13 protein-coding genes are annotated in these 14,559 nt (G+C 63.7%); 10 read left to right on the top strand and 3 right to left on the bottom strand.

Annotation, left to right across the window (positions count from 1 at the left end; translation table 11 throughout):
- Positions 1-15: 15 nt before the first annotated feature.
- Together tssK and F7R20_RS26210 are read right to left on the bottom strand one after the other, a co-directional pair.
- Positions 16-1,347 (bottom strand): type VI secretion system baseplate subunit TssK, encoded by a 1,332-nt coding sequence (tssK, locus tag F7R20_RS26215; RefSeq protein WP_003202794.1) that lies wholly within the window; start codon positions 1,345-1,347, stop codon positions 16-18.
- Positions 1,348-1,411: 64 nt separating this feature from the next.
- On the bottom strand, positions 1,412-1,861 hold the full coding sequence (locus F7R20_RS26210; protein WP_003202795.1) for a hypothetical protein: 450 nt from the start codon (positions 1,859-1,861) through the stop codon (positions 1,412-1,414).
- A 224-nt stretch (positions 1,862-2,085) separates the two neighbouring features.
- On the opposite strand from F7R20_RS26210, the gene tssB reads away from it, so the two are divergent.
- From tssB to F7R20_RS26160, 10 genes are all read left to right on the top strand, one after another.
- Positions 2,086-2,646, top strand: coding sequence for a type VI secretion system contractile sheath small subunit (gene tssB, locus F7R20_RS26205; RefSeq protein ID WP_003202799.1), 561 nt, complete (start codon positions 2,086-2,088; stop codon positions 2,644-2,646).
- Positions 2,647-2,676: 30 nt separating this feature from the next.
- Positions 2,677-4,158, top strand: a complete 1,482-nt coding sequence (tssC, locus tag F7R20_RS26200) for a type VI secretion system contractile sheath large subunit (protein ID WP_003202801.1) — start codon at positions 2,677-2,679, stop codon at positions 4,156-4,158.
- A 192-nt stretch (positions 4,159-4,350) separates the two neighbouring features.
- On the top strand, positions 4,351-4,848 hold the full coding sequence (locus tag F7R20_RS26195; RefSeq protein ID WP_003202803.1) for an Hcp family type VI secretion system effector: 498 nt from the start codon (positions 4,351-4,353) through the stop codon (positions 4,846-4,848).
- Between the two features lie 13 nt (positions 4,849-4,861).
- Complete coding sequence (gene tssE / locus F7R20_RS26190; protein ID WP_003202805.1) at positions 4,862-5,305, top strand: type VI secretion system baseplate subunit TssE; 444 nt, start codon at positions 4,862-4,864, stop codon at positions 5,303-5,305.
- Positions 5,289-7,079: a type VI secretion system baseplate subunit TssF gene (gene tssF, locus F7R20_RS26185; protein ID WP_003202807.1), complete on the top strand. Its 1,791-nt coding sequence runs from the start codon at positions 5,289-5,291 to the stop codon at positions 7,077-7,079. Before tssE ends, tssF begins: the two co-directional genes overlap by 17 nt.
- Positions 7,043-8,068 (top strand): type VI secretion system baseplate subunit TssG, encoded by a 1,026-nt coding sequence (tssG, locus tag F7R20_RS26180; protein WP_003202808.1) that lies wholly within the window; start codon positions 7,043-7,045, stop codon positions 8,066-8,068. The genes tssF and tssG overlap by 37 nt, the downstream gene beginning before the upstream one ends.
- Before the next feature lies 1 nt (position 8,069).
- Complete coding sequence (gene tssH, locus F7R20_RS26175; protein WP_003202810.1) at positions 8,070-10,613, top strand: type VI secretion system ATPase TssH; 2,544 nt, start codon at positions 8,070-8,072, stop codon at positions 10,611-10,613.
- A gap of 28 nt (positions 10,614-10,641) precedes the next feature.
- On the top strand, positions 10,642-11,382 hold the full coding sequence (locus F7R20_RS26170; protein ID WP_003202811.1) for a hypothetical protein: 741 nt from the start codon (positions 10,642-10,644) through the stop codon (positions 11,380-11,382).
- 137 nt (positions 11,383-11,519) lie between these two features.
- A complete protein-coding gene (tssI, locus tag F7R20_RS26165) occupies positions 11,520-13,529 on the top strand; it encodes a type VI secretion system Vgr family protein (protein WP_003202813.1) in 2,010 nt (669 codons plus the stop codon).
- Between the two features lie 13 nt (positions 13,530-13,542).
- A complete protein-coding gene (locus F7R20_RS26160) occupies positions 13,543-14,085 on the top strand; it encodes a toxin-antitoxin system YwqK family antitoxin (protein ID WP_003202816.1) in 543 nt (180 codons plus the stop codon).
- A 42-nt stretch (positions 14,086-14,127) separates the two neighbouring features.
- On the opposite strand, the gene F7R20_RS26155 is transcribed toward F7R20_RS26160, so the two are convergent.
- Positions 14,128-14,523 carry a DUF4280 domain-containing protein gene (locus F7R20_RS26155; protein WP_003202818.1) on the bottom strand — a complete coding sequence of 132 codons (396 nt, stop codon included), beginning with the start codon at positions 14,521-14,523 and terminating at the stop codon, positions 14,128-14,130.
- Positions 14,524-14,559 lie beyond the last annotated feature (36 nt).

The raw sequence follows: 14,559 nt of genomic DNA, 5'->3' as shown, positions 1-14,559 counted from the left end.
ACTCCCCTTTTGCGATCAGGCACTTTCACTGGCTTGCGCCACGAACAACACCACTTGCCACGGGCTGCTGGCCTGGGCCGAGGCCGGCGCCACGATGTGCAGCGGCAATTGCGCGTCGAACCATTGCCCGCTGGCCGCCACCACAAACAAACGGGTGTCGTCGCCCACGCTGTAGGCCACCTGTTCGTTGCGGCTCATGGCCTGGTGAGGCAGACCGCTCATGCGCTGTCGGCTCAGCAGCGGGATATGCCGCGCCGACGCGATGATCGCCCCGCGCAACCACTCGCCCGCCGCCTGCTCGCTGGCGCCGTTGGGCATGCGCAGGCCGATCACCAGGCGTTGGTCCGGTTGGTCGTCAGGCAACTGGATCGAGAAGACCTGCTCATTGCGTTCGAAGGCCAGGCTGCGATAGCCGGCACGAACCAGTTCCAGGGTGGTTTCCAGCCAGTCGAGCAACGGCTCGTAGCCGCGCTGCAATTCGAGAAAATCCAGCGGTGCGAAGGCCGGGACGCCCGCCAGTGGATCGAGGGCCGACCAGCTCCCGGCCAACCCCAGCAGCAAACCGTAGAGCGCCTGGGGCGTCGCCACCTGGGTGTTCAGCGCGCCCTCGACTTCCGGCAAGCGCGCCCACAAGGCGGTCAATTGCCGGCGGATCTCCACGGCATCGTCCTGGTTGCCGGCCGCCTGGGCCTGGCGCAAGCGACCGGCGAGAAACATGCACTTCTCCCGGGCCCGGGCGCACACTCCGGCGACCCGTCGACCGAGGGCCGACTCCGGCAACAGGATCGGTGTCGGCGGGGTGTAGGGCACGCGCCAGAAGCCACCGCCCTCCTTGCGGATGCGCAACAGCGGCAGGCAGATCGAATCGGCCTTGCTCAGTTGCGTACACAACCTCGGGTTGGGTCGCCAGACGGTGATCGACTCGGGAAATGAACCGCTGGTGAGGTCCGGCAACGCCTCGCCGACCACCGATTGCAGGCGCCCCTTGAGCGGCACCAATTGCCCGGCGCGCCACAGTGGGCTGACGGCCAGGTACACAGTCACAGTGGCGTCGTCGGTCTTGTCGATCGCCTCGCCGATGTCCAGCTCCAGGGTCGGCCCGACACCGGCCTGCAGGTTGACCGGCAAGCCGTCCGGCAAGGTGCCTTGCAGTTGCAGCAGCCGCACCTGGCCGGCGCTGAGGGCCGAAGGATCGACTTCCAACTGGCTGACACCCCAGAACCAAGGATTGCAGGCCCCGGCAAAATACGCGGCCAGCGCCTCGGCGCGCAGCCCTTGCAATTGAAAATGCTGGGGCAGCAATTGCATCCCCTCATGCCAGCACACCGCGTCAGGTAACAGACTCATACGACTCCCTTCGACATCCCAATGTCGCCGCGCATGGCGGCCCGCGGTCACTCAAGGCTGGCTGTCATCGAGCCCCGTCATTCACGAGGGTCATCTCGCGACTGTCGAACTTCAGCCAGGCCTCGCGCTGATCGTCCAGCCGAAGCCGGTGGGCTCCGGGAGTGTTATAGCTGGCGAAGACCAAAAGTCCAGCGGCGCGCCGCCCCTCCAGCGGGAAGGGTTGGCGGTCGATGAATTGCCCCGGAACCAGCTCCAGCCCCCACACCGACATGAGTTGACGATAGTCGCGCTGAAACTGTTCGCGCTCGGCGAACCACTGGCTGGCGGTGATGCCCGACAGCTGCTTGAGCAGGTCCGGGTCGTTCACCGCGATGAAGTCCACGGCGATCGGCGTGTCGTCATTGGCACGCGGCGCGACGTCCAGGGTCAGGCTGCCCAGGTCGACGCCGGGGGCAAAAAGCGAGCAACCGGTGAGTGCCAGGCTCAAAAAAAATCCGAAAAAAAACCCACGCAAAATGAATCTTCCTTTTCTCAGCGGTCAAAAATTGTTTTTGCTTGCTTTTTTATAGACCTGTTCTAGCGTCTTGGGTAGTTCGACCCACACGGTCGAATGCGCCAGGTTCGTCAAGGGAATGACAGGTTTTCTGCCGTCCATTTGCAACCTGTGGATCAGCAAGGGAATGCGATGAGCGGGACTCCCGATGCATTGCGCCCACACATGCATCGGAGTCGGCCGCCATGGCAGAAAGTACCCAGCACAAGCTCGACAGAGTCCGTCCTCCCCGCGTCCAGATCACCTATGACGTGGAGATCGGCAACGCCATCGAGAAAAAAGAATTGCCACTGGTGGTCGGCATTCTGGCCGACCTCTCAGGCAAGCCACTGGACCCGCTGCCCAAGCTCAATGAGCGGCGCTTTACCGAAATCGATCGGGATAATTTCAACGAGGTACTCGCCTCCATCTCCCCCCGCGCCACGCTCCAGGTGAACAACACCCTCAGCGGCGACGACAGCAAGCTCAACATCGAACTCAACTTCCGTCACATCGACGACTTCGACCCGGTCAAGGTCGTGGAGCAGGTCACGCCGCTGCGTCGGTTGTTCGAAGCGCGCCAACGCCTGCGGGACCTGTTGACCAAACTCGATGGCAACGACGACCTGGACAAGCTGCTGCGCGACGTGATCGCCAACACCGAGGGCCTGCAGGAAATCAAGTCGGCGCGACCCCAGGACGTACCGCCGGAGCTGCCCGCCGTGGCCGCCAACGATGACCCTGCCCCGGCCGAACCACAGGCCTGATCGCGCGCATCATTCAAGGGAGATAACGCCATGCCTGCTTCATCCAGCGCTCAAACCAGCGAGAGCACGACCCAGACCCTGTCCCTGCTGGACAAGATCATCGCCGAAGGCCGCATGGCCCACGACGACAGCCAGCAAGATTACGCCCGCGACATGCTGGCCGAATTCGCCACCCAGGTCCTCGACGAAGGCATGGCCATCGACAAGGACACCGTGGCGATGATCAACGACCGCATCAGCCAGATCGACCAGTTGATCAGCGCCCAGCTAAACGAAGTGCTGCACCACCCCGACCTGCAGAAACTCGAAGCCTCCTGGCGCGGCCTGCACCTGCTGGTGCAGAACACCGAGACCAGCACCCGGCTCAAATTGCGCCTGCTCAACGTCACCCAGAAAGAACTGCAGAACGATCTGGAAAAAGCCGTCGAATTCGACCAGAGCGCGCTGTTCAAGAAAATCTACGAGGAAGAATACGGCACCTTCGGCGGGCATCCGTTCAGTCTGCTGGTGGGCGACTACACCTTTGGCCGGCATCCCCAGGACATCGGCCTGCTGGAAAAACTCTCGAACGTCGCCGCCGCCGCACATGCCCCGTTCATTGCCGCGGCCAGCCCGCGGTTGTTCGACATGACCAGCTTCACCGAACTGGCGATCCCCAGGGACCTGTCGAAGATTTTCGAAAGCCAGGAGCTGATCAAGTGGCGCGCCTTCCGTGAAAGCGAAGACTCGCGCTACGTATCCCTGGTGCTGCCGCACTTCCTGCTGCGCCTGCCATACGGCCCGGACACGCTGCCGGTGGAAGGCATCAACTACGTCGAAGACGTCAACGGCACCGACCACAGCAAATACCTGTGGGGCAACGCCGCCTGGACCCTGGCGCAACGCATCACCGAAGCCTTCGCCAAATATGGCTGGTGCGCAGCCATTCGCGGGGCCGAGGGCGGTGGCGCGGTCGAAGGCCTGCCGGCCCATACGTTCCGCACCAGTTCCGGGGATCTGTCGCTCAAATGCCCGACCGAAGTGGCAATCACCGACCGCCGTGAAAAGGAACTCAACGACCTGGGCTTCATCTCCCTGTGCCACAAGAAAAACAGCGACGTGGCGGTGTTCTTCGGCGGCCAGACCACCAACAAGGCCAAGGCCTACAACACCAACGAGGCCAACGCCAACGCGCGGATCTCGGCGATGTTGCCATACGTGCTCGCGGCCTCGCGCTTCGCCCATTACCTGAAGGTGATCATGCGTGACAAGGTCGGCAGTTTCATGACCCGCGACAACGTGCAGACCTACCTCAACAACTGGATCGCCGACTACGTGCTGATCAACGACAACGCGCCGCAAGAGATCAAGGCGCAGTACCCGTTGCGCGAAGCACGGGTGGACGTGACGGAAGTGGCCGGCAAGCCAGGGGCCTACAAGGCCACGGTGTTCCTGCGGCCGCACTTCCAGCTGGAGGAGCTGACCGCCTCGATCCGCCTGGTGGCGACCCTGCCGCCACCGGTAGCTGCCTGACCGCCCTTGGCGAGGGAGCAAGCTCCCACTGCCCACTGCAGGAGCTGACTGTAGGAGCTGACGAGTGCAACGAGGCTGCGATCTTTCCAAGGACGCTTGAGTCCCAAGCGAAAGATCAAAAGATCGCAGCCTTCGGCAGCTCCTACAGGTACCGGGCACTACCTCATTCGTCTTCTTCAGGAGTTCCACATAATGGATGCAATCATTCTCGACCTCGGCGGCGACATCAAGGGCGACAGCCTGCTGGAGGGTTTCACGGACAAGATCGAGGTCATGTCCTACAGCCACAACGTGGCGATGCAAGTCACCAACGACGTCAGCAACTCGGAGCGCACCTCCGGCCGACCCCACATCGGCGAGTTCACCCTGACCAAATTCGTCGACAGCTCCACCCCCACCCTCAATGAGTATTGCTGCGCCGGCAAGCCGATCCCGCAAGCCGTCATCACCGTTGGCCGCAATGCCGCCGAGGGCAGCGGCAAACTCATGCCGTTCATCATCTACACCCTGACCAACGTCGTGCTGTCCAACGTCAGTGTCAGCGGCGGCACCGGCGGCAAACCGGTGGAAACCCTGTCGCTGAACTTCACCAAGATCAAATGGGAGCTCACCGCGCAGAAAGACGACGGCACCAAGGAAGGCACGGCGGGCACGACCTGGGACCTGGCCGCCAACAAAATGACCAAGTAGGGAAACCGCGCCCATGGCTGGCTTCGGGCTGCGCCCGCCCCTGTTCGAACGCCTGGCCAGCCCGGCGAACGATACCGGGCGGGCGTTCGACCGACAGGCGTTGCAAGACTCGGTGCATGCCGAACTGTCACGCCTGTTCAATACCCGACGCGGCCCACGGGCGCTGACCGAACCGCCGAGCATCCTGGACTACGGCATCGCCGACTGGACCGCGCTGCAACAGCAGCGCAGCGATGACCGGCGTCAACTGACCCGGGAAATCCGCCAGGCCATCACCCACTTCGAACCTCGCCTGCGCCTGGGCGAGGTCGAGGTCTGCCCGGTGCCGGGCCATCCGCAGCAACTGTGCATACGGCTGTTGGGTGAGCTGCGCGGCGACCTGCACGCATGGCCCGTGGCCTTTGTCATCGAGCACGCCGGCGACGGCCTTGAGGTACGACATGAGCGACTCGATTGACCCGCAACTGTTGGACTATTACCAACGCGAACTGACCTGGTTGCGGCATGCCGGGAGTCTGTTCGCCGAGCGCTACCCCAAGGTCGCCCGGCGCCTGGAGTTGTCCCCCGGAGAGTGCCCCGACCCGCATGTCGAGCGCCTGCTCGAAGGTTTCGCGCTGTTGGCCGCCCGCTTGCAACGCCGGCTGGACGACGACTACGCCGAATTCAGCGATGCCCTGCTCGAACAGCTTTACCCGTTGGCCATGCGCCCTTTGCCTTCGTGCGCCATCGTGCAGTTCGAACCCGACCCCAGCAAAGGCAACTTGAACGAGGGCTACCCGCTGCCCCGCGACACACCGTTGTTCGTCACCACGGACACAGGCCAGAGCATTCATTTTCGGACCACCGCCGCCGTGCATTTGTGGCCGGTGGAAATCAGCGAGGCATTGCTGCTGGGCAGCGACGAAGCCCAGGCGCTGACCGGAGTGGTCCGGGCCCGCTCGGCCTTGCGCCTGGAGCTGCGGTGCCTGGGCGAAAGCCAGTGGTCGACGCTGGGAATCGACTCGCTGCGGGTACACCTGGCGGCGTCACCGATCATCAACGCCGGGCTGTATGACCTGCTGGGCGCGCACGCCATCGAGGTCCTGGCCGGTGCGCCGGGCAGCGTGCCGGAGTCGCTGACAGGCTTGCCACAGATCGTCGGCTTCGCCAGTGACCAGGTCTTGCTGCCGGATGAAGACGGTGTGCATCCGGGCATGCGTCTGCTGGCCGAGTACTTTGCCTTCCCGGATAAATTCGGCTTCTTCGATCTGCCACTGGCCGGCGCCACCAGCGACGGCCCGTCCTTGTACCTGTACATCGTTTTCGACCGCCCTCCCACCAGCCGCCTGCCGCTCCAGGCCAGCGACATCGCCCTGGGCTGCACGCCGGTGATCAACCTGTTCCCCAGGACTTCCGAGCCGCTGCGCCCGGATGGCACTCGCAGCGAGTACCGGTTGGTGGCCGACAGTCATCGGGAAAACAGCGTCGAGATCCACAGCATCCGTGGCATGCGCGCCATGTCCAGCCAGGGCGTGCGCAAAGTGCCGGCCTATTACGGCAGCCAGCATGGCAGCGACCAAACCTGTTATTGGCATGCGCGTCGGGTCAGTGGCATGAGCCCGAATCGATTGGGCACCGACTTGATGGTCAGCCTGGTGGACACCCAGTTCGACCCGCTGGCCGATACCCGCGACTACAGCCTCACCGCCGAACTGCTGTGCACCAACCGCCATCTGGCCCAGAGCCTGCCGGCCGGCACCCCGTTGGGTTTCGAGCGCCCGGGGCCGGTGGCCTGGGCACGCCTGCGCAACCCACCCAGCCCGCAAAGCCTGCCGCGCCTGGACGGCGAATCGCGCTGGCGGCTGGTGTCGCAATTGACCCTCAACCATTTGTCGCTGGTCGAAGGCCCCCAGGCATTGGACGCCCTGCGCGAGATTCTCCAACTGCACAACCTGCGGGACGAGGCCAGCGCCCATCGCCAGATCGAAGGGGTATCGGGGCTGGGCTGCGACCGGGTCATCGCCCATGTCGGCGAAGACGCCTGGCGCGGCTGGCGCAACGGGCTGGAGGTGCGCCTGCAACTGGACCCGCAATACTTCGTCGGTAGCAGCGCCGTGCTGTTCTCCGGGGTGCTGGCGCAATTCTTTTCCCTTTACGCCACCGCCAATCGCTTCGTGCGCACCGTGCTGGTCCAGTCCGACAAGGAGGTGAAGACATGGCAACCCCAAGCCGGCAAACCCCTGGTGCTCTGAACCTGAGCCAGCGCCTGCGCCGCGACCCGCAACGCTTCGAATGGCTCCAGGCCTTGCTGCTGCTCGAACGTGAACATCCCCAGGCCGAGCCCTTGGGCAGCGGCACCGCGCCGCACGCCGAAGCCTTGCGTCTGCGCGGGCCCTTGACGCCGTTGTTCGCCGCCAGTGAAGTCGAGAGCCTGAGCCAGGAACCCGGCCTGCCGCCAACCCTGACCACGCCGATCTTCGGCCTCGGCGGCCCCGACGGCCCGTTGCCCTACGCCTACCAGGAATGGCTGCAACAACGGGCACGGGCGAAGGACCACGCCCCGGCGGAATTCCTCGACCTGTTCCAGCATCGCCTGCTCAGCCTGCTTTACAAGGTGATGCGCAAACATCGCATCGCCGTGGGTTTTACCGCCCCAGGCGCGTCCGCCGTACACGCGCAACTGCGGGCGTTGACCGGCTTGCTGCCCAAGGCCTTGCAGGAACGCCAGGCCGCCCCCGACTCGGCGGTACTGGCCTGCACCGCGCTGTACGCCGATGGCCGGCGCTCCCTGGATGGGTTCGCGGCGATTGTCCGTGAACAGTTCGGGCTGCCCGTGGAGCTGACCGCCTACGAAGGTGGCTGGCGTGAAATCCCGCCAGCCAGCCGCAGCCGCTTGCAACCGGGCGGGCGCAACCTGTGCCTGGGCCGCAACGCGGTGACCGGCACCCACGTCTGGGACGAACATGCCGGCGTGCGCCTGACCCTCGGCCCGCTGACCACGGGCCAGGCCAGCGGACTGCTGCCCAACGGCGAAGCCCATGCGCTGCTCGCCAGTCTCTACGCCCTGTACTTCGGCCCCGACCTGGATTGCACCCTGGTGTTGCTGATCCGTGGCGCCGGCCCACTGCAACTGGACCGCCAGGCAGCGCCACGGCTGAACTGGAACGGCGGCCTGCAACGCCAGCCGACCCTCGCCGTGCAACGGATCGAAACCCGCCTTCGTCAGCCGGAGATAGCCTGAAATGGAACTGGCCAGCCTGATCGGACGCCTCAACCCGGACAACCGCCGCGCCCTGGAACGGGCCGCGCAACGTTGCATGCAGCGCAGCCATCATTACGTGGAAATCGAACACCTGCTGTTGGAGTTGCTCGACATCGAGGGCGGTGATTTTGCCTGCCTGCTGCCACGATTCGGTCTGGAGCGTGACGCGGTGGCGACGGAAACCAACAAGGCCCTGGACCTGTTCAAATCCGGCAGCACCCGCACACCCGCCCTGTCGGCACAAACCATCGGCCTGCTGGAAGACGCCGTGGTCCAGGCCAGCGTGCTGGGCCTGGACAGCATCCGCTCCGGGCTGTTGCTGCTGGCGCTGCTGGACCGCGATGAGCGCCGCAGCCTGCTGCTCAACAGCGCCTCGTCGTTGCTGCGCATTCCTCGCGACGCCCTGCGCGCCCACCTATTGGAATGGACCGAAAGCTCCCGCGAGCATGCCGGTGGCGTGCGCCCGGCCAAACCCGGCGAGGTGCCACAGAAACAGGACCCGGTGCTGGACCAGTACACCCAGGACCTGACCGCCGACGCCCGGGCAGGGCGCATCGACCCCATCGTCGGCCGCGACGGCGAGATCCGCCAGTGCATCGACATTCTGCTCCGGCGCCGGCAGAACAACCCGATCCTGGTGGGCGCACCAGGCGTCGGCAAGACCGCAGTGGTGGAAGGCCTGGCCCTGCGTATCGCCGCCGGGGATGTGCCGCCATCGTTGCAGGAAGTCACCCTGCGTGTCCTCGACCTGGGCCTGTTGCAGGCCGGTGCCGGTGTCAAAGGTGAATTCGAACAACGCCTCAAAGGCGTGATCGACGCGGTACGCAGTGCCGAAAAACCGATCATCCTGTTCATCGACGAAGCCCATACGCTGATCGGTGCCGGCGGCGCGGAAGGCGGCAGCGACGCGGCCAACCTGCTCAAGCCGGCCCTGGCCCGGGGCGAACTGCGCACCCTGGCCGCCACCACCTGGCTGGAGTACAAAAAATATTTCGAGAAAGACCCGGCCCTGGCCCGCCGCTTCCAACTGGTGCAGGTCGAAGAACCGGACGAACTTACCGCGGTGGAAATGCTCCGCGGCGTGGCGAGCAAACTGGAACAGCACCACGGCGTGCAGGTGCTGGACGCGGCCATCCACGAGGCGGTGAAGCTGTCCCACCGCTACATCTCCGGGCGACAGTTGCCGGACAAAGCCATCAGCGTGCTCGACACCGCCTGCGCCCGGGTCGCCCTCGGCCAGCACGACGTGCCGCCGCCGTTGGAAAGCCTGCGCCATCGGCAGAACAGCCTCAAGGACGAGGTCGAACGCCTGCGCCGGGAACAGGCCACCGGGCTCGATCACCGCGAGCGCATCACTCTGCTCGAAGACGAATCGACCAGCAATGTGCAGGCCATCCGCGAGCTGGAAACTCGCTGGGGCGAAGAGCGCGAAGCCGTGCGCGAACTGCTCGACACCCGGCGCGAACTGCTTGCCCTGAGCGAACGCGCCGACAGTGAAAAAGCCGACACCGAGATCGATAACCGCATCGACCACCTGGCCGCCGAACTGCTGCGCCTGGAAGCTGGCCTGGATGCCATTCGCCAGGACGATCCGCTGGTGCCCGAACAGGTGGACAGCAAGACCGTCGCCGCCGTGATCGCCGGCTGGACCGGCATCCCGGTGGGCAAGATGCTCGCCGACGAAGCCCACGCCGTGCGCACCCTCGGCCAGCGCATGGGCCAGCGGGTCATGGGCCAGAGCACCGCGTTGAACACCATCGCCCAACGCCTGCAAGCCTACCGCGCCGGCCTCACCGACCCACAGAAACCGGTCGGCGTATTCCTGCTGGTGGGCCCCACCGGCGTGGGCAAGACCGAAACCGCCTACGCCCTGGCCGACGCCTTGTACGGAGGTGAACGCAACCTGATCAGCATCAACCTCTCGGAGTACCAGGAAGCCCACACCGTCAGCCAACTCAAAGGCGCCCCACCCGGCTATATCGGCTACGGCAGCGGCGGCGTGCTCACCGAAGCGGTGCGGCGCAAACCCTATTCGGTAGTGCTGCTGGATGAAATCGAAAAAGCCCACCCGGATGTGCTCGAAGCCTTCTACAACGTCTTCGACAAAGGCCTGATGGAAGATGGCACCGGCCTGGTGGTGGACTTCAAGAACACCGTGATGCTCGCCACCAGCAACGTCGGCGCCGAGCTATTGCTGGATACGCCCGCCGCGCAACTGGGCAGCGACGCCTTCAACGAAGCCTTGCACAAGGTGCTGCTGCAAGCATTCCGCCCGGCGTTTTTGGCGCGCATGACCGTGGTGGCATACCGGCCGCTGGATGAAGCGACACTGGAGGGGATCGTGCTGGCGAAGCTGGAAAAACTGCGCGGGCGCTACAAGGCTGCGACGGGCAAGCAGTTCGAGTTCGATGCCGGAATCGTCAAGGCTGTGTTGGCCAAATGCAGCGCGGCGGGGGCACGGGACGTCGAGAATGTGTTGATGACGCAAGTGACAGGGAAGTTGGCGGAGTGGGTGTTGGAATAGGCATTAGACAAGTCAGAAGGGAGTGAACATGTCCTTAACTCGAGAAGTGGTTGCCGTTATCAATTCAACCGTGAACAGCGCCGATCGAAATTTCGTGGTCGGCTGGAATGAAACCCGCCAGTCCTTAATCGAAAATTGGGATTATTTTCGAACAATCTGGCGCGGCGCTGATATTGCCCGCCCCCAGCAAGAAGACTATGGCGCTGGCTTGGAGGATACCTTCCGCTGTCTGTGCAACAGAGTATTGCCGGTCTATCTGGCCCAGGCGGATCATGTTCTAAGTAGAGAAGAAATACCCAATAGAATCTTATTTCAGCAAGTCGTTCCGCCCCGCTCACCCGGTCCGCTCAGGCAACGGATAACCATAACCCTGGATGACAACAATGTGATCGAACAGGTCACAGGGAACTACATCGTTGAGTATCAGATCAATCCGAGCACGGCATTGACCGATATCGGGCGATATGGCGTTGACCCGGGAAGTGGCATCATCAGGGCCAAAATTTGGGACAGTGTTACCCGCCAGGAAAGTATCGAGGTATTCGAATTCGACATCGCCCATTTGCCGAATGCCCATACCAAACTGATTCACCCAGGGGATCCGGATTTCAATATTACCGTGAGCACCCTGATCGAACATGACATGTGCAACCTGCAGCTTATGTGCGGTCCCTGTAACGGTGCCAAACAGGGGGTGTCGTATCACTACTTTGCAGGTAACCCGGCAAGCGCATTATTTTATCGAAATCAGTTCAGCGGTCTTGGATGAAGCTCAAGGTGAATCACATGAGTGCTCGCAACGGACATTGACAGGAACAGAGCCATTGCCTCCCGGTAGACTCATGCTTATGGGCCGGACCGGCAGACGGGTTTCCCGAAGGTATTTTAATACGCCGAGAATGTCTGATGCCCCGCACCACTGACAGCAACACCACCCTCTCCCTGACCGCCACTTCCCTGTCGGCGCTGTACCCCGAATCGCTATCGGGCGAAGAAAGCCTCAACGCATTGGGCTCGCACATCCTCAACGGTATCAACGACGGCGCCTCGTTAACCCTCACCACCGCCGTTGCCAGTCACGTCACCACGACCCTGCACAAGGACGCGCTGCTGCGCCCGTTGGACTTGCTGGTCGCGGAAATCCGCCAGCTCCCCGCCGACGCCACCGCCGAGCGCTATCAACTCCTGCTCCGGCCCTGGCTCTGGTGGCTGAGCCTGGCCAGCAACAACCGCGTATTCCAGAACCTCGCCACCTCGGACATCGTCACCACGATTTTCAAGGCCCATGGTTTCACCGACTTCCAGCTCAAGCTCACCGGCAGCTACACCCCGCGCGAATACTGCGTGCAATATGGCGAGACCGACCTGGCCTTCGTCTCGCGCCTGCTGGAAGAAGACGGGATCTTCTGGTTCTTCACCCATGAGGAAGGCACCCACACGCTGGTCCTGGCCGACAGCAACGACGCTTTCGCACCGATTCCCAACGGGCCGACGGTGAACTACCTCGGGCAGATAATCGGCGAGCGGGAACTGCATGGCATCCGCTCCGGGCAAGTGTGCCTGCAAGCGGTGGCCGGGGTTTACCAGGCAACCGACTATGAGTTCACCACGCCGACGACATCGCTCTACAGCCAGGCCGAAGCCGTGGCCGGGCCAAGCTCGATGTACGAACATCCCGGCGGCTACACCGCCAAGGCCCAGGGCGATGCGTTGACCAAGCAGCGGGTGGACGGCCTGCGCAGCCAGGAGAAACGTTTTGTCGGCGAAAGCGATTGCCGCTGGCTGGTGCCAGGGTATTGGTTCACCCTCGCCGGCCACGAAGACACGACGCTGAATATCGATTGGGTCGTGACCTCGGTCAGCCACGAAGCCAGCCACGACAGCTATCGCAACCGCTTCGAAGCGATCCCCAAGGCCACGGCCTATCGACCGCCCCGCGTCACGGCAAAACCGCGCATGCACACCCAGACGGCGCTGGTGGTGGGCAAGGCCGGCGAAGAAATCTGGACCGATGAATATGGCCGGATCAAATTGCAGTTCCCCTGGGACCGCACCGGCAAGAACGACGAGACCTCATCCTGTTGGGTCCGCGTGGTCTTGCCCTGGAGCGGCAAAGGCTTTGGCATGCAGTTCGTACCGCGCATCGGCCAGGAAGTCATCGTGACCTTCATCGACGGCGACCCGGACCGTCCCCTGGTCACCGGCTGCGTCTACAACGGCGACAACGCCCTGCCCTACGCACTGCCGGCGAACCAGACCCAGTCCGGGATCAAGACCAATTCGTCCAAGGGCGGCGGCGGTTTCAACGAGTTGCGTTTCGAAGACAAGAAGGACGCCGAAGAGGTGTTTCTCCAGGCCCAGAAAGACTTCAACATCAACGTGCTCAACGACACCACCGCCACCGTCGGCCACGACGAAACCCTCACGGTGCAGAACGCCCGCACCCGCACGGTGAAGGATGGCGACGAAACCGTGACCCTGGAGAAAGGCAAGCGCAGCGTGACCATCCAGACCGGCAGCGACAGCCTTGATGTGAAGGACACCCGCACCGTCACCGTGGGCTCGGACCAGACCCACAGCACCGGCGGCAACTACGAGCACAAGGTCACCGGCAATTACAGCCTGACGGTGGACGGCAACCTGACCATCAAGGTCAGCGGCACCCTGACCCTGCAAAGCGGCGGCAGCTTCGCGATCAAGAGCGGCGCCGACCTGGCCGCCCAGGCCAGCACGTCCATCAGCCAGAAAGCCGGCACAGCCCTGAGCAACCAGGCCGGTACCTCGCTGGAAAACAAGGCCGGCACCACCCTGACCAACGACGCCGGCATCAGCTTGGTGAACAAGGCCGCGGCCGAACAGACCGTGGACGGCGGCGGCATGCTGACCATCAAGGGCGGCCTGGTGAAGGTCAACTGACAGGAACCTACCAATGGCCTCGAAAAAACTCGACCTGGAACGTGGCGACAGCCAACTGAGCGGGCAACTGGTCGATGGCCAGCTCGACGGCCCGCTGCAAATCGAAGAAGCCCAACGCCCGCAAGCAAAACTCAACTACAGCCAAGGTGAACTGCAAGGCACCAGCACCCTGTACCACCCCAATGGCAAGGTCTCGGCGGTATTGCCGTTCGTGAAGGGCAAGTTGCAGGGTGTGGCGAGTTTCTATGCGGCCGAAGGTGGGTTGCAACGCCAGGCCACGTACCGCCGCGGGTTGCTACACGGTGAGGCGAACAACTACTTCCCCAACGGGCAACTGGCCGAAGCCGAGGTCTATCGCGACGGCGTGCGCGACGGCCGCTATCGCCGCCTGCACCCCAACGGCAACCCGGCGGTCGAAGCCCGCTACCTCAACGGCCAACTGCTGGAGCCAGCCCAGGCCTACGCCGAAGACGGCCGGCCACTGGACGCCGAAGGCAAGCCAATCTCCCGGGTGCGCTGGTGGTTCAGGCGCTGGAATGATCCGGCGCAGGCCTGACTATTGTCTTCCCCCCCTGTGCAATGCCTGCAAGATTGCCAATCAGGGGATGAGCATTTGCACCTGCCCCGGCACGACGATCTTGATCACCCCGGCCCAGGTGCACATCAAGGTGCTGTTGGCATCGATGGCCGGCATGTTGCCCAGCAACAGGGTCGGGGCGCCGCCGGGGATCCATGGGGCCGCAGTGGCCGGGATGCATGGCATGGGGGTCAGCACGCCGAGTGCCGCAGCGGTGGCGGCGGCCACGGTCGGGTTCGCCAGGCTCATGCACATGCCGAACGTGGTGATGTTCACCAGCGGGATGTGATCCATGATGTTCGCCGCCGGCATCCCGCCAGTCAGCAGGCGATTGACCGGCAGCACATTGAGCACCGCCGGGGCAGCGCCGAAGCTGCATTGCAAGGTCGCGGTGCCACAGACTTGCGGGCATCCCATCGCGATGACTCCCTGAAAGCGACAGACCTCACAACC

Origin of the sequence: Pseudomonas brassicacearum subsp. brassicacearum, assembly GCF_008801605.1 — a bacterium.
Classification (GTDB): Bacteria; Pseudomonadota; Gammaproteobacteria; order Pseudomonadales; family Pseudomonadaceae; genus Aquipseudomonas; species Aquipseudomonas brassicacearum.
Note: the sequence above shows the minus strand (reverse complement) of the source record. Positions and strands in the feature narration are given on the sequence as shown.